Annotated in this window: 18 protein-coding genes; 3 read left to right on the top strand and 15 right to left on the bottom strand. The window is 65.5% G+C overall.

Annotated elements, in window-relative coordinates:
• Positions 1–53 precede the first annotated feature (53 nt).
• The 14 genes from CCR94_RS12370 to CCR94_RS12300 all read right to left on the bottom strand — a co-directional run bounded on the left by CCR94_RS12370 (position 54) and on the right by CCR94_RS12300 (position 16,941).
• On the bottom strand, positions 54–326 hold the full coding sequence (locus tag CCR94_RS12370) for an endonuclease domain-containing protein (RefSeq protein WP_338052988.1): 273 nt from the start codon (positions 324–326) through the stop codon (positions 54–56).
• An 83-nt stretch (positions 327–409) separates the two neighbouring features.
• The gene (locus CCR94_RS12365) at positions 410–1,690 is read right to left on the bottom strand and encodes a M16 family metallopeptidase (RefSeq protein ID WP_104508158.1); all 1,281 of its coding nucleotides are present in this window, start codon (positions 1,688–1,690) and stop codon (positions 410–412) included.
• Positions 1,691–1,700: 10 nt separating this feature from the next.
• Positions 1,701–3,038 (bottom strand): M16 family metallopeptidase, encoded by a 1,338-nt coding sequence (locus CCR94_RS12360; protein WP_425332331.1) that lies wholly within the window; start codon positions 3,036–3,038, stop codon positions 1,701–1,703.
• A gap of 105 nt (positions 3,039–3,143) precedes the next feature.
• A complete protein-coding gene (locus CCR94_RS12355) occupies positions 3,144–4,193 on the bottom strand; it encodes a hypothetical protein (RefSeq protein ID WP_104508157.1) in 1,050 nt (349 codons plus the stop codon).
• Between the two features lie 78 nt (positions 4,194–4,271).
• Complete coding sequence (gene lspA, locus CCR94_RS12350; protein WP_244594048.1) at positions 4,272–4,763, bottom strand: signal peptidase II; 492 nt, start codon at positions 4,761–4,763, stop codon at positions 4,272–4,274.
• Entirely contained in the window at positions 4,760–7,711 is a 2,952-nt protein-coding gene (gene ileS / locus CCR94_RS12345; RefSeq protein WP_104508156.1) for an isoleucine--tRNA ligase, read from the bottom strand. Before ileS ends, lspA begins: the two co-directional genes overlap by 4 nt.
• Before the next feature lie 399 nt (positions 7,712–8,110).
• The gene (locus tag CCR94_RS24585) at positions 8,111–8,695 is read right to left on the bottom strand and encodes a DUF6338 family protein (RefSeq protein WP_244594047.1); all 585 of its coding nucleotides are present in this window, start codon (positions 8,693–8,695) and stop codon (positions 8,111–8,113) included.
• A gap of 170 nt (positions 8,696–8,865) precedes the next feature.
• Positions 8,866–10,266, bottom strand: a complete 1,401-nt coding sequence (locus tag CCR94_RS12335) for an NAD(P)(+) transhydrogenase (Re/Si-specific) subunit beta (protein WP_104508154.1) — start codon at positions 10,264–10,266, stop codon at positions 8,866–8,868.
• A 4-nt stretch (positions 10,267–10,270) separates the two neighbouring features.
• Positions 10,271–10,705 carry a proton-translocating transhydrogenase family protein gene (locus tag CCR94_RS12330; protein WP_104508153.1) on the bottom strand — a complete coding sequence of 145 codons (435 nt, stop codon included), beginning with the start codon at positions 10,703–10,705 and terminating at the stop codon, positions 10,271–10,273.
• A gap of 35 nt (positions 10,706–10,740) precedes the next feature.
• Positions 10,741–11,874 carry a Re/Si-specific NAD(P)(+) transhydrogenase subunit alpha gene (locus CCR94_RS12325; RefSeq protein ID WP_104508152.1) on the bottom strand — a complete coding sequence of 378 codons (1,134 nt, stop codon included), beginning with the start codon at positions 11,872–11,874 and terminating at the stop codon, positions 10,741–10,743.
• Between the two features lie 311 nt (positions 11,875–12,185).
• The gene (locus tag CCR94_RS12315) at positions 12,186–13,550 is read right to left on the bottom strand and encodes an ABC1 kinase family protein (protein WP_104508150.1); all 1,365 of its coding nucleotides are present in this window, start codon (positions 13,548–13,550) and stop codon (positions 12,186–12,188) included.
• A 62-nt stretch (positions 13,551–13,612) separates the two neighbouring features.
• On the bottom strand, positions 13,613–14,149 hold the full coding sequence (locus CCR94_RS12310; protein WP_104508149.1) for a YbhB/YbcL family Raf kinase inhibitor-like protein: 537 nt from the start codon (positions 14,147–14,149) through the stop codon (positions 13,613–13,615).
• 12 nt (positions 14,150–14,161) lie between these two features.
• Entirely contained in the window at positions 14,162–15,106 is a 945-nt protein-coding gene (locus tag CCR94_RS12305; protein WP_104508148.1) for an alpha/beta fold hydrolase, read from the bottom strand.
• Entirely contained in the window at positions 15,106–16,941 is a 1,836-nt protein-coding gene (locus CCR94_RS12300; protein ID WP_104508147.1) for a M3 family oligoendopeptidase, read from the bottom strand. Before CCR94_RS12300 ends, CCR94_RS12305 begins: the two co-directional genes overlap by 1 nt.
• Before the next feature lie 155 nt (positions 16,942–17,096).
• On the opposite strand from CCR94_RS12300, the gene CCR94_RS12295 reads away from it, so the two are divergent.
• Positions 17,097–18,599 carry a sigma-54-dependent transcriptional regulator gene (locus tag CCR94_RS12295; protein ID WP_104508146.1) on the top strand — a complete coding sequence of 501 codons (1,503 nt, stop codon included), beginning with the start codon at positions 17,097–17,099 and terminating at the stop codon, positions 18,597–18,599.
• A 90-nt stretch (positions 18,600–18,689) separates the two neighbouring features.
• Positions 18,690–20,165, top strand: a complete 1,476-nt coding sequence (locus CCR94_RS12290; RefSeq protein WP_158254738.1) for a L,D-transpeptidase scaffold domain-containing protein — start codon at positions 18,690–18,692, stop codon at positions 20,163–20,165.
• A 27-nt stretch (positions 20,166–20,192) separates the two neighbouring features.
• Here the strand turns inward: CCR94_RS12290 and CCR94_RS12285 are convergent, their stop codons facing one another.
• Positions 20,193–21,830 (bottom strand): hypothetical protein, encoded by a 1,638-nt coding sequence (locus CCR94_RS12285; protein ID WP_104508144.1) that lies wholly within the window; start codon positions 21,828–21,830, stop codon positions 20,193–20,195.
• Between the two features lie 224 nt (positions 21,831–22,054).
• Between CCR94_RS12285 and CCR94_RS12280 the strand changes: the two genes are divergently transcribed.
• On the top strand, positions 22,055–23,508 hold a 1,454-nt coding region (locus CCR94_RS12280), incomplete at its 3' end, for a peptidoglycan L,D-endopeptidase MepK (protein ID WP_244594046.1).

The raw sequence follows: 23,508 nt of genomic DNA, 5'->3' as shown, positions 1-23,508 counted from the left end.
CCCCGCCCTCTCCCCGCGATCGCGGGGAGAGGGAGCCAGCTTGCTTCCCGCACTCATGCCAATACCGCTAGAATCGTCTCGCACACGCCGTCGAGATTATTGAAAACGTCGTCATTGGTCACGCGCAGCAAGCGAAAACCCTTTTCGCGCAAAAAGGCTTCTCGCCGCCGGTCCGAAGCGATCTCGTCGTCGGTCGAATGAGTCGCGCCATCGATCTCGACAATGAGCCTGTGTTCGCGACAGAGGAAATCCGCGAAATAAGGCCCGATGTTCTCTTGTCGGACAAATTTGAATCCTGCCAACCGGCGCCCACCAGCCGGGACCACAATTTCTCTTCGGCTGATGTCGCGGCGCTTCGCAAATCTCGCGAACGCGACGATTCGAAACAGCGCGCGCCGCGCAAAAAGGATCAGTCCGCGCTCAACCCCTCGGGGCGCCCGACCACGGCGACGAGAAACCTGCCGTCGCCGAGCAGGCGCTTGGCCACGCGCCGCGCGTCCTCGACCGTCACCGCCTCGATTTCGGCGTTGCGGCGGTCGAGATAATCCGGCGCAAAACCCTCCTGCTGCAATTGCAGCAGATGGCCCGCGATCTTGTTGGACGTGTCGAAACGCAGCGCGTAGGAGCCGACCAGATATTTCTTCGCCTTGTCGAGTTCGTCGGCCGTCGGGCCTTCCGACGCCATGCGTTTTGCCTCTTCCGCGATCACGGCAAGCGATTCTGCCGCGCGCTCGTTCTTGGTCGAGGTGGCGCCGATCAGGCCCGACGAAGCTTTCGGCGTCGACAGCATGGAATAGACCGAATAGGTCAGGCCGCGCTTTTCGCGCACCTCCTGCCACAGCCGCGAGGTGAAGGAGCCGCCGCCCCAGATGTGGTTGACCACGGTCGCGGCGATGAAATCGGGATCGTGGCGGGACAGGCCGGGACGGCCGAAGCGGATGTTGGCCTGCGGCACGTCGAGATCGACGAGCACGCGCCGGCCGAGCCCGGCGATCCCGACCTCCGGCACAGGCGTCCGTGCGGATACAGCCGGCAAGCCGGCGAACAAGGCGTCGAGCTTGGTTGCAAGCGTGGCCGCGTCGATCGCGCCGACCACGGCGATCTTCAGCGCGTCGCGCGCCAGCAGGTTGTTGTGCGCGGCCACCAGATCGTCGCGGGTGACGGCGTCCACTTCGCCGAATTCGCCGCGCGGCGAGCGCGCATAGGGGTGATCGGGCCAGGCGGCGCGACGCCAGGCCTGCGCCGCCATGGCGTCCGGGTCTTTCGACTCGCGTTTCAGCACGGCGTTGATCTGGCCGCGCACGCGCTCCAGCGGTTCGGCGTCGAAACGCGGCGCGTTGAGCGCCAGCGTGACCAGTTCGAAAGCCTTGTCGAGATTGCGCGTCAGCGTCTGCATATGGCCGGCGAATTCGTCGCGGTCGGCGGAAAAATGCAGCCTGATGGCGTGCTCGTCGAGCGCGCGCTGAAAACGCTCGGAATCGAGATCGCCCGCGCCCTCGTCGAGCATGCCCGCGAGAATCGCGGCGGCGCCGGACTTGCCGCGCGGATCCTGCGCGGCGCCGCCCTCGAAGGAAAAGTCCAGCGCCACCAGCGGCACGGCATAGTCTTCCACCAGCCAGGCCTTGACCCCGGCCGGCGTGACGATCTTCTGGACGCGCGACGCGCGGGAGACATTTGCGGGTGCGTTCATTGTTATGTTCTCACGCGGCTTGTTCGACTTTGAGCAGATAGCCGGTGACGGCGCGCCGACGGTTCAGCCATTTGGCGGCCGCCGCGACATCTTCCGTTGTCACCGCCTCGATGCGTCGGCTCCAGCCCAGCACATCCTCGACCGCGCCGCCAATGGCCAGCGCCGCGCCGAACCAGCGCGCCAGCGCCATCTGGCTGTCCTGCGCATAGACCGCGTCGGCGATCAGCCGGGTGATGGCGCGATTGAGATCCTCGGCGGAAATTCCGTCGCGGAAGACCTCATTGAGCACATCGTCCATGCCGGCTTCGAGATCTTCCAGCGACACGCCCTCGACGGGAACGGCATAGACATAGAAGCGGCTGTCATCGAGCGCGGAGGCGTAATAATAGGCGCCGGCGGACACGGCGAGTTTGCGCTCCATCACCAGCCGGCGATAGATCAGGCTGGTCGGCCCGCCGCCGAGATAGTGCGACAGCACCTCAAGGGCTTCGGCCTCGCCGGGGGCGGCGGTGCGCTGCGACGGGGCGAGATAGATGCGCTCGAAACTCGGCTGCTCCACCTTTTCGTCGGCGAGTTTGACGGTTCGCTCGGCGCGGGGTTCGGGTTCGCGCGGCCGGTCGCGGCGCGGCGGCTCGCCGCGCGCGGGAATCTTGCCGTAAGTCTCGCGCGCGAGCTGTTCGACTTCCTCCGGCTCGACATCGCCGGCCACAACGAGAATGGCGTTCTCTGGCGTATAGAAGCGCCGGTAATAGTCGAGCGCGTCCTGCCGGTTCAACGTCTCGATCTCGTGGCTCCAGCCGATGATCGGCACGCCATAGGCGTGATGGGTGAACAAAGCGGCGTTGAGCGCCTCGTCGAGTTGGGCGCTCGGGTCGGCTTCCGTGCGCATGCGGCGTTCTTCCATCACCACGTCGCGCTCGGGCAGAACCACCTCGTCCGACAGGGTGAGGTTGGTCATACGGTCGGATTCATAGTCCATCATCACGCCGAGATGCTCGCGGGCGATGCGCTGGAAATAGGCGGTGAAATCGTAGGAGGTGAAGGCGTTCTCCTGGCCGCCGAGTTCGGCGACGAGGTGGGAGAATTCGCCGGGCTTGCGGTTGTGGGTGCCCTTGAACATCAGATGTTCGAGGAAATGCGCGATGCCGCTCTTGCCGCGCGGATCGTCGGCCGAGCCGTTGCGATACCAGACCATGTGCGTGACCACGGGCGCGCGATGGTCGGGGATCACCACGACCTCCATGCCGTTGTCGAGCCGGAAGGCGTTCACTTTCGGCCCGGCGTGCGCGCCCTCTGCCTCCTCCAACGCTTCATGGGGCGGGGAGGGCAACGACGGACTGACGGTCACGGGCGAAATCCTGGAGTGTGAGGCGAAGGTGGGCTTCAGCCAATATAGGCGGCGAAAGCCGGAGCGACAGCCCCGGCTTGCAAAATTCTTGCCTGGACAGCGCCGTCAGAACCAGTTGAACCAGCCCTTCTTGCCTTCGTCCTGCTCGGTGAAGCCGGACACCTTGCCGTCGGCGCCCTGGACTTTTTCGGTGTAGCCGGGCGGCGGCCGGGTCAATGCTTCCGCGCTGGGCGGGCGTTGTGTCAGGCGCTCGTCCACCGGGCGCGGCGGCGGCAGCGCGTCGCGGTTCTGCGGAACGACGATCTTCGGACGCTCGGAATAATCCGGGACGCGCTCATCGCCGCCGCCGAGGCCGATCGCGCCCGTGGCCCGGTCGAACCAGCCGGACGGGGAGGGCGCCGGGGCCGGAGGTGGCGGCGGAGGCGGCGCGACGGGCGCTGGCGTGGGCGCGGCGGTCCCATGCTTGCGGTCGGGCTTGGCGGGTCTGTCGGGCTTTGCGGGCGCGGTCACCGTGACCGGCGGCAGGTTGCCGGCGGGCGCCTCCTGCTTGTCCTTGTCGCCCAAGCCCAGGGCGCTGGTCGCGCGATCGAACAAGGAAGGCTCGGCGGGCGCTGGGGCCTGCGCCTGCGCCAGAAAACTGCGGGGATCGGGCTGCTGGGAAGGTTCAAGCGCGCTCGAATCGAACAGGCGGTTGAGCAGGAATTTTTTGGGCATGCCGTTGGGAAGGGTTTCTTCCTCCGGCTCGGCCGGTTCGGCCGCCGCGCCGGCGCCGCCCTGGCCGCCCTGGGCGCCTTGGCCGCCTTGGCCGCCTTGGCTATCGCTGGCGCGCGCCGGACTCATGAGGCGGTTGATCAGGGACTGCCTCGGCATTTGGTGTCCGAACGCCGATTGCGGTTCAGGCGCGGCCTCCTGCACGACGACCGGCGCAATGGCGGCGGGCGCCGGATCGACGACGGCTTCCTTCGGCTTGGGCGCGGGCTTGTGTTTGGCCACATGCTTTTTCGCGGCGACCGGCTTGGGCGCCGCCGCTTCGACCGCCGGCTGGGCGCCCGCCGTGTCAAACAGCGACTCTTCCGCCCGCGCGGGGGCCGAAAGCAACGCCGCCGCGCACAGCGGCGCGGCCATCAAGGCGCTGATCCCATTGCTCCTGGCCATGTACAATCCTCAAAATTCCGCCGCGATCCCTCACGGATCGCTTACCGTTGCTTCTTGGCGAATTTTCGGCAAGGAAGCTTATGGCGCAACCGGCGCTTTACTCGTGAGAGACTCATATATCAGCAGCACGGCGCCGGCAAATATCGCGACATCCGCGACATTGAACACATAATTGGCCAGAGGTCCGGCCCAGAACGGCGTGTGGAAATAGAGAAAATCCGCCACGGCGCCGTGGGTCAGCCGATCCAGCGCATTGCCGAGCGCGCCGCCGATCAGGCAGCCGAATGCGGCGGCGCTGACGGTGGTTTTCGTCCGCCACAGCAGGAAACCGATGAACAGCGAGGCGGCGATGGACAGGCCGGCGAGCGCATAGCGCCCGAAATCGCTGTCGGAGCGCAGCAGCGTATAGGCGACGCCGCGATTCCAGCTCATGGTCAGGTCGAGAAACGGGGTCAGTTTTATGCGCGGGGCGTCCGGGCTGTCGAGCAGGCCGATCGCCCAAAGTTTTGACGCCTGGTCGGCGGCGAACACCGCCGCCGCCAGAGCGAAGCCGGCGAGCCGGCGGTTCAAGCCGATACGCCCGCCGCGCGCAATTCGCGCAGGGCCTGGGCGTCGCGCGGCGTGACGTCGGGAAATTCCGGATCGGCGCCGACGTCAGGCGAAATGCGCCAGGAACGCGCGCATTTGCGCCCCCGCGCGCGGCGGCTGACCACGCCGACGCCAGGGGTATCAGGCAAGGTGAATGCCCCCTCCGGCGCCGCGCCTGAAAACACCTCGATGTGCGAGGTGATGCAGATATCGGCGAAATCAACGCCTTCCAACGCCGCGCGCAGGGAATCGTCCGCGATGAAGACTTGCGGATCGGCTTCGAGCGAGGCGCCGATGGTTTTATTGGCGCGTTCGATCTCCAGCGCGCCGGTGACGACGGCGCGGATGCGGCGCACGGCCTTCCATTTGGCGGCCAGGGTTTCGTCGCGACCGCTTTCCAGTCCGCTCGGGAATTCCAGGAGATGAACCGAAGCGTCCGCCGGCCGGAAGGCGAGCCAGGCCTCTTCCGCCGTGAAGACCAGGATGGGCGCGAGCCATTTCAGCAGCGCGTCGCACAGGATATCGATGGTGGTCAGCGCCGCCTTGCGGGTGATGCTGGACGGCGGATCGCAATAGAGGCCGTCCTTGCGGATGTCGAAATAGAAGGCGGAGAGATCGCCGGTCATGAAGGCGGTCAGCGTCGCCACCACCTTCTTGTAGTCGAAGGCCGCATAGGCCTCGCGCACCTGCGCGTCCACTTCGGCCAGCCGGTGCAGCATATAGCGCTCCAGCTCCGGCATGTTTTCACGCGCAACGGCCTGCGCCGCGTCAAAATGCGCGAGCGCGCCGAGCATCCAGCGCAAGGTGTTGCGCAGCTTGCGATAAGTCTCGGAGAAAGTGGCGAGGATCTCCTTGCCGATGCGCAGGTCGTCGGAATAGTCGGAAGCCGCCACCCACAGGCGTAAAATATCGGCGCCGGCGTCCTTGATCACCGTCTGCGGGGCGACGACATTGCCCAGCGACTTGGACATTTTGCGGCCCTTCTCATCCAGCACGAAGCCGTGGGTCAGGACGGAATCATAGGGCGCGCGTCCCCGCGTGCCGCAGCTTTCGAGCAGGCTGGAATGGAACCAGCCGCGATGCTGGTCCGAGCCTTCGAGATACATCACCTCGTCCGGCCCGCCGTCGTGGCGGCGCCTGATTCCCGCCAGCGTCGGGAAATGTTTGGCGTCTTCCAGCGTGAAGGCGTGGGTCGAGCCGGAGTCGAACCAGACGTCGAGCACGTCGTCGATCTTTTCGTAATCGGCGGGGTCGTAGTCCGGCGCGAGAAAACGTTCGGCGGCGCCCGCCTTGTACCAGGCGTCGGCGCCTTCCTCCGCGAAGGCTTGGACGATGCGGGCGTTGACCTTGTCGTCCACCAGAATGTCGTGGCCGCCCTTTTTCACGAACACCGCGATCGGCACGCCCCAGGCGCGCTGGCGCGACACCACCCAGTCCGGGCGGTTGGCGATCATGCCGGTGATACGGTTTTCGCCGGCGGCGGGAACCCATCTGGTCCGGGTGATTTCTTCCAGCGCGATTTCGCGCAGAGTCGCGCCATTGCTCGCCGCGCCGGACAGACTGAACGGCTTGTCCATCGCGATGAACCATTGCGGCGTATTGCGGAAGATCACCGGCTTCTTCGAGCGCCAGCTGTGCGGATAGGAGTGCTTCAGCCGCCCGCGCGCCAGCAGCGCGCCCGCCGCGATCAGGGCGTCCATCACGCGGGCGTTGGCGTCGCCCTTGTTCCCCTTGTCGTCGATGACGCGCGCGCCTTCAAAACCGGGGACTTCCTTGGTGTAGAAACCATCGGCGTCCACGGTGTAGGGGATGCGGGCGTCGATGCCGCGCTCAAGCAGCAGGCGGCCCGACGCCATCCAGATGTCAAAATCCTCGCGGCCGTGGCCCGGCGCGGTATGGACGAAGCCGGCGCCGGCGTCGTCGGTGACATGGTCGCCGTCGAGCAGCGGCACGCCGAAGGTGTAACCGAGGTTTTTGAGCGGATGGTCGCAGGTGAGACCGGCGAGTTCGCTGGCGGGAACCTCGCGGATTTTTTCGAAGCCTTCGACCTTGAAGGTCTTGAGCACGTCTTCCGCGAGCTTGTCGGCGAGGATGAATTCGTCGCCGGGCTTGGCCCAATTGCCGTCGGGCGCCGCGATCACGCGGTACAGGCTGTAGGCGATCCGGCGCGAATAGGAAATGGCGCGGTTGCCGGGGAGCGTCCAGGGCGTGGTGGTCCAGATCACCACGCGCGCTTCGGAGCCGCGCACCGGGAAGGCGACGAACACCCAATCCGACGTGTGGTCCTCATATTCCACTTCCGCTTCGGCCAGCGCGGTCTTTTCCACCACCGACCACATCACCGGCTTGGAGCCGCGATAGAGCAGGCCGTTGGCGGCGAATTTCAGGATTTCGGCGGCGATGATGCTCTCGGCGGCGTAATCCATGGTGGCGTAACGGCCGTCCCACTCGCCGGATACCCCGAGCCGCTTGAACTCCTCACGCTGGATGTTCAGCCAGTTTTGCGCAAAAGCGCGGCACTCCTGGCGGAATTCCACCACGGGCACTTCGTCCTTGTTGCGCCCCTTGGCCCGATATTGCTCCTCGATTTTCCATTCGATCGGCAGGCCGTGGCAGTCCCAGCCCGGAACGTAATTGGCGTCCTTGCCGCTCATGCGCTGCGAACGCACGACGATGTCTTTCAAGATCTTGTTGAGCGCATGGCCGATGTGGATGTTGCCATTGGCGTAGGGCGGGCCGTCATGCAGCACGAATTTCGGCTTGCCGGCGCCGTTACAGCGAAATTTCGCGGTGAGGCCGGTCTGCTCCCAATGGGCCAGAAGCTCCGGCTCCTTTTTCGGCAGGCCGGCGCGCATGGGGAAGGCGGTTTTCGGCAGATAGAGCGTGGCGGAATAATCGGGGCCGGTCTTTTCGGGCGTCTTTTCGGACATGGGGCGTCTCGCGGCGAGGAGGGTCTATCGGACAGGCTTCATCCCGGCGCGCGCGGAAGATTCAGGCGCGAACCGGGCCGATAATTCGCCGGATGTGTATGGAGCGGAACGACATGGCCGCCTTTTAACATAAAAGCCGCCGCTGATAAGAGCGGCGGCTGATTTTTGTTGCCGGGGCGGCGATGACGTCTGAAGGCCTATTTCGTTTTGGCGTTCGTCGGAGCTGGTGAAGCAGGTTGCGCCGGGCGAAACGGCCCCGGCGCGGGAGGACGCGGGCTGTTCGCGGAAGGACCGGGGTTTTGCCCGCCTTTGCGACGATAGCCTTCCCTCAACGGTGCAATAAAGCCCGCCCCGTCCGCTCTGGTTTGAAATTGTTCCGAGGACCAGCTGTGTTTCACGTCACTCGCCTTGGTCATTCGATGTCCTTTCGGCGTCGGGAAACTCAATATGGATGTTTGCCTGCTCTCGCGCAAGATAGAGCATCGGCCGCCGGTAAAGCTCGTTGCCGTCGAAATCGTAAACAATGACGTTCTGGAGCAGAAGCTCCCGTAATTGTCCGGACTCGGAAAACAACCTGACGTAACCGCAGTAGACGACGCGCTCGGAAAAATCGCGAAAATAAACCCACTCGACGCCGACCGAATTCGAATTGAAGACAAAATCCCAAACGTCCTCGTCGCCAAAGCGTTTCGTCAGACCGATCTTTTGAAACACACGCGTCAGAAACTTTCGGTTTTCAGCATAAACGAACACGATTCCGCAAAAGAGCGCGATCAATGTCGCCCACAGAATTTCCGGCAAGATCGCCGAATCCAGCAATTTCTTGCCGTCTTGATCGAGCGCGAGAATGTTCAGCGGCAATCCGATCAGCCGGTAAATCAGCATCAGGATGATGTAGGAAACAACCCCGAACAAAAACGCGTTCAAAATCAGATCGAATTGGCTTCGCTGTTTTTTCGCGCCGTATTTCGTATGAATTTTCATCCAGAGGAAGCCGGGCAGAAAAATGACCGCGAGTTCAAAGAAAAGGCTCGAAACGCTCAAATTCATCGGCGCGGCCTGAAAATCACGAAGAAAAAAATCGGCGCAATTGCGCCGACGGTCATGCGAAACAAAGCCCGCCCCCGAACCAAAGCCGGGGACGGGCTAGATCATTAGTGCGCCATCGCCTTGACGATGCTCTCGACCACCTTCTTGGCGTCGCCAAACAACATCATGGTGTTGTCCTTGAAGAACAGTTCGTTCTCGACGCCGGCATAGCCCGAGGACATGCCGCGCTTGATGAACATGACCGTCTTGGCCTTTTCGACGTCGAGGATCGGCATGCCGTAGATCGGCGAGGCCTTGTCGGTCTTGGCGGCCGGGTTGGTGACGTCATTGGCGCCGATCACGAAGGCCACGTCGGCCTGCGCGAATTCGGAATTGATGTCCTCCAGTTCGAACACTTCGTCATAGGGGACATTGGCTTCCGCCAGCAGCACGTTCATGTGTCCGGGCATGCGGCCCGCCACCGGATGGATGGCGTATTTGACCTCGACGCCCTCCGCCTTCAGCAGGTCAGCCATTTCGCGCAAGGCGTGCTGGGCCTGCGCCACCGCCATGCCATAGCCGGGCACGATGATGACTTTCGAGGAGTTCTGAAGGATGTAGGCCGCGTCGTCGGCCGAGCCCTTCTTGACCGGGCGGGTTTCCGTCGCGCCGCTGGCCGCCGCCGTATCCTCGCCGCCGAAGCCGCCGAGAATGACCGCGATGAAGCTGCGGTTCATGCCCTTGCACATGATGTAGGACAGGATCGCGCCCGACGAGCCCACCAGCGCGCCGGTGATGATCAGCGCCATATTGCCCAGCGTAAAACCGATGCCGGCCGCCGCCCAACCCGAATAGGAATTGAGCATGGAGACGACCACGGGCATGTCGGCGCCGCCGATCGGGATGATCAGCAGCACGCCCAGCGCCAGCGCGATCAGCACGATCGCCCAGAACATGACGACGCTGCCCGACAGGAAGAAGCCCAGCATGAACAAGGCAAGGCCGGCGGCCAGCATGGTGTTGATGGTATGGCGCTGCGGCAGCAGGATCGGCTTGCCCGCCATCCGGCCGTCAAGCTTGAGGAAGGCGATGACCGAACCGGTGAAGGTGATGGCGCCGATGGCCGCGCCGAGCGACATTTCGATCAGGCTGGCGGCGTGAATGTCGCCGGGAATGCCGATGCCGAAAGCCTGCGGCGCGAACAAAGCGGCGCCGGCGACCAGCACGGCGGCGAGGCCGACCAGCGAATGGAAGAACGCCACCAGTTGCGGCATCTTGGTCATTTCGACCTTGCGCGCCAGATAGGCGCCGAAGCCGCCGCCAATGCCGAGGCCCAGCACGAGCAGCACGAAGCCAAGAAAACTGGACGGCGGGCGCAGGGCGAGCGTCGTGACGATCGCGATGGCCATGCCGATCATGCCGAAGCGATTGCCTTGGCGCGAGGTGGTCGGATGCGACAGGCCGCGCAGGGCCAGGATGAACAGGACGCCGGAGACGAGGTACAGCAGGGCTGCGAGATTGGCCATGAACTCAGCCCTTCTTCTTGTACATGGCGAGCATGCGCTCGGTGACGAGGAAGCCGCCAAAGATGTTGACCGAGGCGAGGATCAGGGCGACGAAGCCAAAACCCTGCGCCCAGCCGGAGCCGTCCTGCTGGGAGTCAACGAGATCGACGCCGACCGCGAGCAGCGCGCCGACCACGATGACCGAGGAAATCGCGTTGGTCACCGACATCAGCGGCGTGTGCAGGGCCGGGGTCACCGACCACACCACGTAATAGCCGACGAACACGGCCAGCACGAAAATCGCCAGACGGAAGATGAAGGGGTCGATGGCGCCGCCGCTGACGGCATGCGCCGTCGCCGCCATCTGGTCGGCGTAGTTCTGGGCGGCGTCAGCCGCGCTGCGCAGGGCCTGCGCGGCGGTTTGCGCGTGGTCCGCCACGGTTTGGGGGTCGTTTGCCATAAGGCTTTCTCCAGCAAATCAAAGGGGGGCGGGGATCAGCCCGCGAAATTCGGATGGATCACGGCGCCGCCCCTGGTGAGCAGCGTGGCCTTGATCAGTTCGTCTTCCTCGTTGACGACAATGGCTTTTTTCTCCTTGTCGATCATGGTTTCGAGGAAGGCGAGCAGGTTCTTGGCGTAGAGCTGCGAGGCCGTGGCCGACAGCGCGCTCGCAATGTTCAGCGAGCCGACGACCCTCACGCCATTGGCGCTGACGACGATTTCGCCGGGCTTGGTCAATTCGCAATTGCCGCCGCGCTCGGCCGCGATATCGACGATGACGGAACCGGGGCGCATGGAGGCGACCATATCGGCCGTGATCAGTCTTGGCGCGGGACGGCCGGGAATGAGCGCGGTGGTGATGACGATGTCCTGCTTGGCGATGTGGGAAGCGGTCAGCTCCGCCTGTTTCGCCTGATATTCCTTGGACATTTCCTTGGCGTAGCCGCCGGCGGTCTGCGCCTGCTTGAACTCGTCGTCCTCGACGGCCAGGAACTTGCCGCCGAGCGATTCGACCTGCTCCTTGGTGGCCGGCCGCACGTCGGTCGCCGTGACCACGGCGCCGAGACGCTTGGCCGTGGCTATGGCCTGAAGGCCCGCGACGCCGACGCCCATGATGAAGACTTTCGCGGCGGGCACGGTGCCGGCGGCGGTCATCATCATCGGCAGGACGCGATGGAACTCGTTGGCGCCCTCGATCACCGAGCGATAGCCGGCGAGATTGGCCTGGGACGACAAGACGTCCATCGACTGCGCGCGGGTGATGCGCGGCATCAGCTCCATGGCGAAGGCGCGCACGCCGGCGCCGGCCAGCGCCTTGAGCAGGCGCTCCTGGCCGTAGGGCTCCATGATGGACAGGACCAGGGCGTCGGGAGCGACGCCGACGAGCGCCTGCGGCTCGGGACGGCGCACGGTCAGGACGACATCGGCGCCCGCGACGGTCGCCGAGGCGTCGCCGACGATTTTCGCGCCGGCCTTCTCGAAATCGGCGTCGGTGATGCCGGCTTTCGCGCCGGCGCCCTTCTGGACCACGACCTCGGCCCCGAAGGAAACATATTTCTTGACGGTGTCGGGGGTCGCCGCGACGCGCCCTTCGAGGGCGCGGGTTTCGGCGGGAACGGCAATACGCATGAATAACTCCGAATGAGCCCGCCGTGAGGCGGGTCTGGACGATTCCGCAGGGGACGGGTCAGTGCGTGTGACGGGCGTCGGACGGGAAAAAGACGGGCGCTTTCGCCTCCCGATCCGCCGATGGGGCGAACGGATCGATCGACCTGGGTGGCGCCGTCATTATCCTCTCCTTCAGCAAAACATTCGTGTCGCGGGCGCCTTGCCAGCGCATTTTCTTCCCACGAAAGCGACGCAACGCCACTGCCATGGGGAAAGAGGAATTGATATAGAACTTTTTGTCTTTGGCAAAGGTTTTGCCGCGCGCTCAAGGCTCAGCCCTGCGCTTCGGACGGCGTCCATCCGACTTGCGCCAGAAGAGCCTGCTGGCGTTTCGCCATGGACTCGACCGAGAAATCGGTCAGCGCTTCCTCGAACAGGCGATGAAAATTCAGCCGCGCGCGCAGGTGCAGGAAGGCGCCGCTCAGTCCAAGGGCGGCGCGATGCATGAACACGAATTCGCGGGGAAGGCGCACTGGGCCAAATTGCCGCAGGCGCCGGCGCACCTCCTGCGCCTCGCCGCGACCATAGCTGCCAACCGCGACTTCGTCGGCGACCGCGCGTTCGCGGTCCTCCAGCAGCGGACCGAGCAGGAACCGCGCCCAAACCGTCAGCGCGTCGATCAGGTCGGCGTTCAGGTTCCGAAAACCCCAGGCCTCGTAAGCTCCGGCTATGGCGTCGCGGTCGTCGGCGCGCAGGCCGCGGTAGAGCTGGATGACGCCGCCGACGACATCGGGCGGGAACACGCGGATGCAGCCATAGTCGAGCAGGTTGATCCCCGTGGCGTCGCCATCGCGGAAGACCGTGTAATTGCCGAGGTGCGGATCGCCGTGGATGACGCCAAAACGCGCGAAAGGCAGCCACCAGGCCATGAAAATCGCTCTTGCCGCGGCGTTGCGCTGCGCCAGATCGCCCGTATCCTTGAAGGCGAGCAGCTTTTCGCCCTCAAGCCAGGACATCGACAGCAGCCGCCCGGTGGACAGATCGTCGTGAACGGCGGGAACGCGGATGTCGGCGCGGTCGCGGAACATCACGCCGTAAAGCTTGGTGTTGTTGGCCTCGCGGCGATAATCGAGCTCCTCGCGCAGGCGCGCGGCCAGTTCGGCATAGGCGTCGCGGACGTCGACGGCGCCGTCCATCCGGCGCTGCAGCGAGAGCGCGAAATCGAGTTGGGCGAGGTCGGCTTCCACCGCCGAGGCCATGTCGGGATATTGCAGCTTGCAGGCGACCGCCGCGCCATCGAGCGTGGTGGCGCGATGCACTTGGCCGAGCGAGGCGGCGAAGGTCGGCTTGAGCTCGAAATCCTTGAAGCGCTTGCGCCAGTCCGGTCCGAGTTCGGCCGACATGCGCCGGGCGACGAAGCCGGCGCCCATCGGCGGCGCCTCGCTTTGCAACTCCGCCAGGGCTTCGGCGTAATCGTCGGGCAGAATCTCGGGAATGGTGGCGAGGAACTGCGCCGCTTTCATCAACGGGCCTTTCAAGCCGCCGAGCGCCGCCGCGAGTTTTTGCGGGTCGGCGTCGCGGCCTCCGCCGAACAGGCGTCCCGAGAGCATCCGGGCCGCCAGCCCCCCGGCCTGCGCGCCGACAGCGACATAGCGGGCGGCGCGGGCGCCGAAACGGTTGGCTTCGTCGTCGGTCATGGGGCGGTCCAGTTTTTGGCGAAGGGCGCGGCGTCTATAGACGGACTATCGGGTCGAGACCTTCATCGGCCGTAAACGCCAGTCAGCGTCGCCTTGGCCAGCGCGTTGGCGTTGACAAGAAAACCGGTCAGCGAGGCCGTGGCGTTCGGCGGCAGATCGAGCTTCGCCACCTTCAGCGCGTAGATGGTAAAGTTGTAATGGTGGGGCTTGTCGCCCTTGGGCGGGCAGGGGCCGCCATAGCCGGGCGCGCCGAAATCGGTGGCGATTTCCCTCGCGCCCGCAGGAACCGCCGCGCCCTGCGGCAGCGCATGGACGTTGGCCGGAATATCCACGGCGACCCAGTGCCAGAAGCCGGCGCCGCCGGTCGGGGCGTCGGGGTCGTGGACGAGCAAGGCGAAACTTTGCGTCCCCTCCGGCGCGCCGCTCCAGTCCAGCGCCGGCGAAAGATTGCCGCCCGCGCAACCGAAACCCTTGAACACGAATTTGTCCGCGATGGTCGCGCCGGGGGCGATGTCCGGGCTTTTCAGCTCAAGGGCGGCCGCGCTCCCGAGGCTGGCGGCAAACAGCAGGCTTGCGAAAATTCCCTGTTTCAAAGCCATCATCTTCTCCGCTCAAGGTCGCGCCAGCGCGGCGCGGATGAAAGTCTCGCAGGCCCGGGGCTGGGTCATCGGCAGGCCGTGGCCGCCGTCGATCATCGTCAAGGTCGCGTCGGGCGCGACAGCGCAGAAGGTTTCGCCTTGCGCCTTGGGGTCCAGCAGACGGTCGCTGGCGCCAAACAGAATGCTGACGGGGGTCGAAAGCGTTGCATAACGCGCCTGCATGGCGTCGAGTTCGCGCTGCTGCGCCGGAATCTCCAGCGCTCCCGCCAGCAGCGTATCGGCGCGGATCGGAAGCAGGCCGCCGGCGCTCGTCCAGAACTTGCGCGGAATGGATTCGGGCGCGAAACCCGGATGCATCGGCGAAGCCGCCCGCAAGACGGACAGCAGCGGTCCCAACAGCCAGGCGCTGAGCCAGCGCGACAGGCGCCCTTGCTCGGCCATGAGCTTGTAGAACGGGGAGGCCGAGAGGAATTGGGTGAAGGGCGCGATCAGCGCGAGGCCAGCGATTTTCGCGCTGTGATCGAGCGCCAGCGCCAGCGCGATGGCGCCGCCGAGCGAATGGCCGATTACGAGAGGCTTTTGCAGGCCGATCTTGTCGATGAAGGCGGCGAGCACAGCCGCATTCTCCGCGATGGTCGGGGCGCCCGCCGCCTGCGAATAGCCGCAGCCCGGCCGATCGACCAGAACCACGCGGCGTTCGGGAAACAGCGCGGCCAAGGCGTAGGAGAAATGGTTGAGCTGGCCGAGCCAGCCGTGGACGAACAGCAGCGGCGGGCCGTCCTGCCCCGGCTTGTCGCCGCTATCGACGTAATGCAGCCGCAAGCCCTCGACTTCAACGAACGAACCGACGGGCGGAACCAGCCGCTCGATCAGCTTCGCCAGCAGCAGGTTGAAGACGGCGAGGCCGGCGCAGGCGGCTGCGGTCCAGAGCAGGATGAGCCAGAGCAAAAAAAACATCACAGCTTTTCCAACTCGTCGATCATGCCCTCGATCATCGACAGGCCGATGGCCCAGAACGAGGGGTCGCGGGCGTCGAGGCCGAAGGGGGCCAGCAATTCGCTGTAATGTTTGGAGCCGCCGGCCGAAAGCAGGGCGAAATATTTCTCGACGAAGCCCGGCTCGGCGCGCTGGTACACGCCGTAGAGCGAATTCACCAGGCAGTCGCCGAAGGCATAGGCATAGACATAGAAGGGCGAATGAATGAAGTGCGGAATATAGGCCCAGTAGGTCTCGTAGCCCGGCCCAAATTCGATCGCCGGTCCCAGGCTTTCGCCCTGCACGCTCATCCAGAGATCGCAGATTTGCTCCGCCGTGAGTTCGCCGTTCCTGCGCTCCTCGTGCAATTTGCGTTCAAAGCTGTAGAAGGCGATCTGGCGGACCACCGTGTTGAGCATGTCCTCGACTTTCGAGGCCAGCATGGCCCGGCGCTCGGTCGGGTCTTTCGCCGCCGCCAGCAGGGCGCGGAAGGTCAGCATTTCGCCGAAGACGGACGCGGTCTCGGCCAGCGTCAGCGGCGTCGGCGCCATCAACGGTCCCTGCGGCGCCGCCAGCACCTGATGCACGCCGTGGCCCAACTCATGGGCCAGCGTCATGACGTCGCGCGGCTTGCCCTGGTAATTGAGCAGCACATAGGGGTGGACGCTCGGGCTGGTCGGATGGGCGAAGGCGCCGGGGGCCTTGCCGGGCCGCGCCGGCGCGTCGATCCAGCGGTCATCGAAGAATTTGCGCGCGATCTCCGCCATTTTTGGCGAGAAACCGGCATAGGCGCCCAAAACCGCGTCGCGCGCCTGCGCCCAGTTGTAATCGGTCCGGGGCGCGTCGGGCAGCGGCGCGTTGCGGTCCCAGTACATCAGTTTGTCCTTGCCGAACCAGCGCGCCTTCAACGCGTAATAGCGGTGCGACAGCCGCGGATAGGCGGCGCGCACCGCGCTCACCATGGCCTCGACCACCTCGCCTTCGACGCGATTGGACAGGTGCCGCGAATCCGCGACATCCTTGAAACCGCGCCACTGGTCGGAAATCGCCTTGTCCTTGGCCAGCACGTTGGAGACCAGGGCGAAAAGCCCGAGCTTGTCCTTCAGCGTCGCGCCGACCGCCTTGGCCGCGGCTTCGCGCAGCGCGGGATCGCGGTCCTGGAGCAGGTTCAGCGCCAGTTCGAGCGTCAGGTCCTTGCCGTCGATGGAAAAACTCAGCCCGGCTATGGTCTCGTCGAACAGCCGGTTCCAGGCGGAATGGCCGGTGACGGATTTTTCGTGGAACAATTGCTCGATGCGGTCTTCGAGCTGGTAGGGTTTTTCGCGCCGCAAATCCTCGATCCACGGCCGGTAATGATCGAGCGGCGGTTTCGCCAGCGCCGCCGTGAGCGATTCGTCGTCGAGCCGGTTCAGTTCGAGCTGGAAGAACAGCAGATCCGTCGAGGCGGTGGTGATCTTTTCCTGGGCGTCGCCGTAAAATTTGGCGCGGGCTGGATCGAGGGTATTCTCCGCATAGACGAGGCCCGCATAGGACATGATGCGGGTGATCAGATCGTCGATTTGCTCATAGGCCGCTATCGCCTCGAACAAGCCCGCGCCGCCTTCCGCGAGCAGCCCGGCCAGCTTGCCGCGATAATTTTCGGCAAAGCCGCGGCAATCCCGCGCGGCCTTGGCGAGATCGGCGGCATAGGCCGGCGAATCGAGGCCGGGATAGAGATCGTCGAGCCGCCAGACCGGCAGGTCGTCGGATTTCTGGGCTCCGGCGTCGCCGGGGGAGGAGAGAACGGCGGAGTGGAGGAGGGAGGCGTTGGTCTTCATATGGCGGGGAGGCTCGAAGGCTTGAGTCGCGGGGAAGGCTTGGGGCGCGGGTCGGATTCATATTGGTGCGTTTCGCGCTGGGATCAACCGTCTTCGCGCCATTAACATCGCATTTACCCTGATGCTCCAGCATAGGCGAAACGCGAAAGAGAAAAATGACTTCCACCGTTCTGATCGCCGACGATGATCCGGTCCAGCGCCGCCTGCTGGAAGCCATGGTGCGCCGGTTCGGATACGCGGTCGAGACGGTCGAGGGCGGCGAGGCCGCGCTTGACCGCCTGCAAGCGACCGACAGCCAACCCGTCGACCTGCTGATTCTCGACCTGGTCATGCCCGACCTCGACGGCATGGGCGTGCTCGGGCGCATGCGCGAACGCGGGATCTCCACGCCGGTGATCGTGCAGACCGCGCATGGTTCGATCGAAGCCGTGATCTCAGCCATGCGCGCCGGCGCGCTGGATTTCGTGGTCAAGCCGGTCGGCGCCGAGCGGCTGCAGATTTCGATCAAGAACGCGCTGCGATTCGATGCGCTGGAGGACGAAATCCGCCGCATCGGCCGCAAGGCCATGGGCGCCTTGACCTTCAAGGACATTTTCACCCGCTCGGAAGACATGATGCGGGCGGTGCGGCTGGGCGAACGCGCCGCCAAGTCGAACATTCCCGTCCTGATCGAAGGCGAATCAGGCGTCGGCAAGGAATTGATGGCCCGCGCCATCCAGGGCGGCTCCGACCGCAAGGGCAAGGCTTTCGTCACCGTCAATTGCGGCGCGCTGCCGCAAAATCTGGTCGAATCCATCCTGTTCGGCCACGAGAAAGGCGCCTTCACCGGCGCCACGGACAAGCACACCGGCAAGTTCGTCGAAGCCAATGGCGGAACGCTTTTCCTCGACGAAGTCGGCGAACTGCCGCTGGAAACGCAGGTGAAGCTGTTGCGCGCCTTGCAGGAAGGCGAGATCGATCCGGTCGGGGCGCGGAAATCGGTGCGCGTCGATGTGCGCCTGATCTCCGCCACCAACCAGAATCTGATCGAACTGGTCAAGAAGGGCGCATTCCGGGAAGATCTTTATTACCGGCTCAACGTTTTCCCGATCTCCATTCCGCCGCTGCGCAACCGCCGCGTCGACGTGCCCGATCTTGCGCGCCGGTTTCTCGCGCGTTTCGCGGCGGAGGAGGGCAAGCGCCTGCGCGGCCTGACCGCCGAGACGCTGGCGCTGCTTTCGACCTATGACTGGCCGGGCAATGTCCGCCAACTGGAAAACGCCCTTTTCCGCGCGGTGGTGTTGTCGGACGGCGACGAGCTGACGGTGGCGGAATTTCCGCAGATCGCCGCCCATGTCGAGGGGTTCGACGTGCGCGTGCCGCCCGCGCCGGCGCCGGTCGGCGCGGCCCACGCCCAGCGGGAAATCGTCCGGGTCGAGGTGCGCGACCCCAACGTGCTCAGGCTGCTCGACGAAAACGGCGACGTGCGCAAGCTGGACGCCTTGGAACAGGAAGTCATCCACTTCGCCCTGACGCACTACCGCGGACAGATGTCGGAAATGGCGCGCAAGCTCGGGATCGGGCGCTCGACCCTCTACCGCAAGATGAAGGATTATGGCCTCGCCGAGGAGAGTGGCGGCGGCGCCGACGATGCGCAAAAACTGCATGCCCGTGCTTGACGGGCATTGCATTTGATGCGCGATCGGCTCTTGATGGAGCTACGTCGGCTTCGTTTACACTTCCCCTCGGCGCTGACGCGAGGTTCACACATGCGATCGCCTGTCGAATTTTCGGCGTGCGCCAGGGCGGGGGTCCTCGGCAAGCGCGCCGTTCTTGCGCTTGCCGTCGTCCTGGCGGCTGGCGGAAACGGTCGCGGCCAGACGGCGGCGGCCAACGAACCAGCCGGCGCCGCGCCGCCTGCCGCCGAGAACGCCCTGGAAACCTACGGCCCGCTAAAACCCGAGGTCAACGCCGCGATCCGCGCGGCGTTGACCGGGGCGGCGCTACAAAACTTGTCGGCGGAGCAGCGCGCCGTGCTGCGCGCCGTGGACGCCTTTTACGCGGAAAACGGCGATGCGCCGGTGTTTTTCGACGCCGGCGGTTGGACGGCTCAGGCGCGCGGCGTGTTCGACCGGTTGCGGAGGGCGCCGGAGGACGGTCTCGATCTGCGCGCCTGGCGCATCTTTTCGCTCGACGCCGCGCCGACGCCCGCGCTCGCCGCCGGGGAAGTCGCGCTGGCGCAGGCCGTGGCGGCTTACGCCTTCCAGGCCAGCGGCGGCCGGATCGAGCCGGCGCGCATCAGCAAGCTGATCGGTCTGCGGCCGGACGTGGTTTCCGCGGCGAAAGCTCTGGAGGAGACTTTTCAGGCGGCCGACGCGGGCGCGCAACTCGCCTCCTATAATCCCCAGCAGCCCGGTTATCGCGCGTTGCGGGAAAAACTGGCCAGTTTGCGTGAAAGCCCGGGGTCGCTTCTCCTCGCCTCTCAGGAGTCCCCGAGAGAGTCGAAGCGGCGCGCGAGCGATGCGCGCTCGCCGGTCGCCGCCGCCGTGTCGAAGGCGGCGCAGGAAGCCAGCCTGCTGGCGAATATGGAAATGTGGCGCTGGATGCCGCGCGACCTCGGGACCGACCGGATCATGGTCAATGTGCCCGAATTCGCCGCGCGCCTCTATCGCGGCGAGACGCTGGTGGCGACCAACAAGATCGTCGTCGGCAAGCCGGAAACGCCGACGCCGCTGTTTTCGAACCGGGTGGAATATGTCGTCGTCAATCCGGCTTGGTATGTGCCGCAGAGCATCATCAAGAAAGAGATGATGGGTCGCTCCCTGAACGGCTATGACGTCGTCTGGGAAAACGGCCTCATGCACGTGAGGCAGCCGCCGGGCGAGCGCAACGCCCTGGGGCGGCTGAAGTTCATCTTCCCCAACAGCTATTCGGTCTATATGCACGACACGCCGGCGCGGCACTTGTTCGCGACCGCCCGGCGCGCCTACAGCCATGGCTGCATGCGCGTGGACCAGCCCTTGGCCTGGGCCGTCGCCCTGCTCGGCCCGCAAAATGGCTGGACCGAAAAGCGCATCGAGAAAATGTACGGCAAGAGCGAGCGCCGCGTCAATCTGCCCGCGCCGCTGCCCATCCACATCGGCTATTTCACCGAAGAAGTGGACGAGAACGGCCAGATTCACGCCTTCGACGACGTTTACGGCTATGCCGCCGAGGTGAAGAAGCGGCTTGGCCTGGGCGGATGAGGCCCGGCCGAGCCGGGCCTGTTCGCGTCACAGGTTTTTGGCGTTGCCCTTGAGGATGGTGTAGCGCTTGCCGTCGCCGTCCTCGTCGATGAAGGTCGCGACATCCCCGGCGACTTCCAGCTTGTAGCAGGTCTCTTGCTTCTCTCCGGGGAAGATGAAGCAGACGTTTTCGCCACGCAGGATCCATTTGCCCGTCGCGGTCTCGTCGTCATCGAGTTGCTTCACCGCGCCGCTCGGCGCGTAAAATTCGCTCAGGGGCAGGCCGTCGGAATCCTTGCCGGTGATGGTGTTGCCGACGAGCGCGCCCCAGGCTGCGGCGCCGGTAAGCTTTTGCGCTGGGGCGTTCGGCGCCGGAGCGGGAGGCGGCGCGGTCATTTGGGCGCTTGCGGGCGCGCTGATGGGGGCGGCCAGCGGCGGCGCGGCGCCGTCGGCTTCCGCCGTCACGTCGAAACGCGCGGAAATCAGCGCGGGATCCTTCATCTCCTGCAATTCCGCGAGCTTGGGCGCCGGCGCCTTGGCGGCGAGCGCCAGGGTGAGGCTCTTGCCGTTGGCGATGAATTTCAGCAGGCCCCGCGACAGCGTCGCCGCCGCCGGAATGTTCGGCGCCAGCATGGGCGCCTGCGCCGCGATCATGCTCCATTCCGCCCTGACCGCGTCCGGCGCCTGATTCTTCGAAAGGGCGGTCAGCGCGACAGCCTTGTCCAGCGCGCCGGCGTTGACCAGTTTGAGCGTGAGCGCCTGGACCTCGGCGGCCTGGACGGCGGCTGTCCGGGCGGCGACGTCGCTGCCGAAGGCGGCCTTGTCGATCCCGCCGAACCGGCCGCTCAGGCCGATCGACCCGAGCTTGGCGAAGTCGATGGAATAATCGTCGAGCGTGAACGTCCTGTTCGCCGCCTGATAGGCGCCGGAGAATTTCAAGGTCGCCTCGACCTTGTCATAGCCGAGCGCCGTCAGGGTGGCGCCGGCTTGCGAGGCCTTGGGCATGGCAATGCTCAAGCCATTGGCGACGAAAGACGATTTTCCCGGCGCGTCGCCGTCGAAGCTCTGCTCGGCCTCGGCTGAATTCAGATGGATCCTGATCAGATTGCCGCCGTCCGCCCCCGCCGGCGTGTTCTTGTCCGGCGTGCTCATATCGAAGCCGCTCCAGGCGGCGTGGGTGATCCGAACGCTGATGGCGGCGGGTTCGCCGCTCCTGATCGCCTCGGCCAGATGCTGGATCCGCACGCCGTCGATGGTGACGGCCTGGCTCTTCAGGGTGACGGCGGAGCCGCCGGTGTCGCCGGGAATGTCGGCGTCGATACCGCCGAGGCTCAGATGCGCGATCGCGCCCTGGTCGACGCCCTCGCCGTTGAAATCGCGGAACACGACGGACCCCGGCTTGTCCGAGGTCATCACGGCCTCGTTCGCGGTGACGCGCGCGGCCTTGAGCTTGCCGAGCATGTCGGCGACGGCGTCGCGCGGCAGCGCGCCGGAGAACAGTTTGGTCGCCTCCTCGGCCGATATGTTGGCGTCCTTGAACTCGATATGTTTGAACGTGAGCTTGCTGACGTCGCTGGTCGGCAGCGAGACATTGTCGAGCGCGATGTCGGCGGCGCGCGCCAGCGAGGGCGCGAGGGCGGCCAGCAAGGCGAGGCTGGCGAAACGGTGCGAGCGGAAGCTGATCATCGGCGATCCTTGATTCGGGCCGGTCGGTCCGGGCTGAGTCGGGCGATCTTAGAAGTTTTGCGCGGGCGGCGTCAAAACCCGCGCGGAGCCGAAATTCCCTGGGCGTGGCGTTTTCGCCGCAAATGGTGTAGACAATGCGGCCGAAACGAAGCGTTAACGAATTTCCTTAATGGTCCGAAAAAGTTGAACGCGCGTGAGCGCAGGCGAGCCGGTTGGGAGCGCGATTGATCTTGGCAAACCTCAAGGCGGGCTTTTTTCGGGTCCATTTCAGGCAAGCCGGGCGCGGCGGGGCTTCCTTGTGGCGGCGCGGCGGGATCAAGGCTCTCGCGGCGCTTATCGCCCTTTCCGCCTCGCTTGCTCCCAATGCTCTGGAATCCGCCGCCGCCAACGGCGACACCCGCACGCTCTTTCTCTATCATTCGCACAGCAAGGAAAGCATTGCCGCGACCTTTCGGGTCAACGGGCATTACGACGCCGAGACGCTGGAGAAGCTGAACTGGTTCCTGCGCGACTGGCGCAACGACGAGCCGACTCACATGGACCCCCGGCTGTTCGACGTGCTGTGGGAGGCCTATCGCTCCGCCGACCGCATGGGGCCGGACGATCCGGTCATCGTCGTCTCGGCCTATCGCTGCCCGGCCACCAACGCCATGCTGCGGCGCCGCTCGCGGGCCGTGGCGGAACATTCGCAGCACATGCTCGGCAAGGCGATGGACACCACCATGCCCTCGATGTCGATGGAGAAGCTGCGCGAGATCGGCATGCGCATGCAGCGCGGCGGCGTCGGTTATTATCCCCGCGCCAACACGCCCTTCGTGCATCTCGACGTCGGCGGCGTCCGGCACTGGCCGCGCATGACCTACGACCAGTTGGCCCGATTGTTTCCCGACGGCAAGACCGTGCATATCGCCAGCAACGGCAAGCTGCTTCCCGGTTATGAAGAGGCGCGCGCCGACATTCTGGCGCGCGGCGGCGAGGCCATCACGGTCGCCGAGGCCCAGAATACCGGCGGCCTGCGCGGCTTTTTCGCCTCCCTGTTCGGCGGAAGCGGCGGCGAGGACGAGGAGGAGGCGCGGCAAAGCGTTCCGCCGGTCCAGCCGACCCGCGTCGCCGGCCGCAACCCCCGCGGGCGGCAAATGGCCGACGGCGGCGAGGACGAGGGCGGCGAAGTCTCGCAACTCGAACCGCAGCGCCGCCTGATGGCCAAGGCCGAGACCGACCTGCCGCGCGGCGAAACTTTTATGGGCGCGCCGCCGGCGCCTGCCCCGGCCCCGCCCGAGGCCGCTCCACCGCCCGCGCCGGCCAGGCTCGAACCGGCCAGGCTCGAACCGGCCAAATCGGAGCCGGTGAAGTCGGATTCAGCCAAGCCCGAACCGCTCGACGATCAGGCCGCCAGCGACGCGCCCGAAAAAACGCATCCGCTCGACGCCGCGCCGCCGCCGCCCCGGCGTCCGGCCGCGCTCGAGCCTGAAGTCGTCGCCGATGCGCCTCTGCCGCCGCCGAGGCCCGTGGGATTGGCCGCGCTGCCGTCCGTCATCACCCATGGCGAAAAGGACGCGAAACAGCACGCTCCCGCCGCCGCCAATCCGGCGCTCGCCTACGCCACGCCGCCTGATTCGTCCCGCCGGGAGACGACCGAAGGCGCGCCGCCGCTTCCGCCGAACAGGGAGGCGAAAAA

This window comes from Rhodoblastus sphagnicola (assembly GCF_002937075.1).
GTDB lineage: Bacteria > Pseudomonadota > Alphaproteobacteria > Rhizobiales > Beijerinckiaceae > Rhodoblastus > Rhodoblastus sphagnicola.
This window is presented reverse-complemented; position numbering and strand designations above follow the sequence as displayed.

Coding starts and splice junctions, on each gene's coding strand:
- CCR94_RS12365 (WP_104508158.1), bottom strand. CDS start 1,690: ATGAACGCACCCGCAAATGTCTCCCGCGCGTCGCGCGTCCAGAAGATC.
- CCR94_RS12355 (WP_104508157.1), bottom strand. CDS start 4,193: ATGGCCAGGAGCAATGGGATCAGCGCCTTGATGGCCGCGCCGCTGTGC.
- ileS (WP_104508156.1), bottom strand. CDS start 7,711: ATGTCCGAAAAGACGCCCGAAAAGACCGGCCCCGATTATTCCGCCACG.
- CCR94_RS24585 (WP_244594047.1), bottom strand. CDS start 8,695: ATGAAAATTCATACGAAATACGGCGCGAAAAAACAGCGAAGCCAATTC.
- CCR94_RS12335 (WP_104508154.1), bottom strand. CDS start 10,266: ATGGCCAATCTCGCAGCCCTGCTGTACCTCGTCTCCGGCGTCCTGTTC.
- CCR94_RS12330 (WP_104508153.1), bottom strand. CDS start 10,705: ATGGCAAACGACCCCCAAACCGTGGCGGACCACGCGCAAACCGCCGCG.
- CCR94_RS12325 (WP_104508152.1), bottom strand. CDS start 11,874: ATGCGTATTGCCGTTCCCGCCGAAACCCGCGCCCTCGAAGGGCGCGTC.
- CCR94_RS12315 (WP_104508150.1), bottom strand. CDS start 13,550: ATGACCGACGACGAAGCCAACCGTTTCGGCGCCCGCGCCGCCCGCTAT.
- CCR94_RS12310 (WP_104508149.1), bottom strand. CDS start 14,149: ATGGCTTTGAAACAGGGAATTTTCGCAAGCCTGCTGTTTGCCGCCAGC.
- CCR94_RS12305 (WP_104508148.1), bottom strand. CDS start 15,106: ATGTTTTTTTTGCTCTGGCTCATCCTGCTCTGGACCGCAGCCGCCTGC.
- CCR94_RS12300 (WP_104508147.1), bottom strand. CDS start 16,941: ATGAAGACCAACGCCTCCCTCCTCCACTCCGCCGTTCTCTCCTCCCCC.
- CCR94_RS12295 (WP_104508146.1), top strand. CDS start 17,097: ATGACTTCCACCGTTCTGATCGCCGACGATGATCCGGTCCAGCGCCGC.
- CCR94_RS12290 (WP_158254738.1), top strand. CDS start 18,690: ATGCGATCGCCTGTCGAATTTTCGGCGTGCGCCAGGGCGGGGGTCCTC.
- CCR94_RS12285 (WP_104508144.1), bottom strand. CDS start 21,830: ATGATCAGCTTCCGCTCGCACCGTTTCGCCAGCCTCGCCTTGCTGGCC.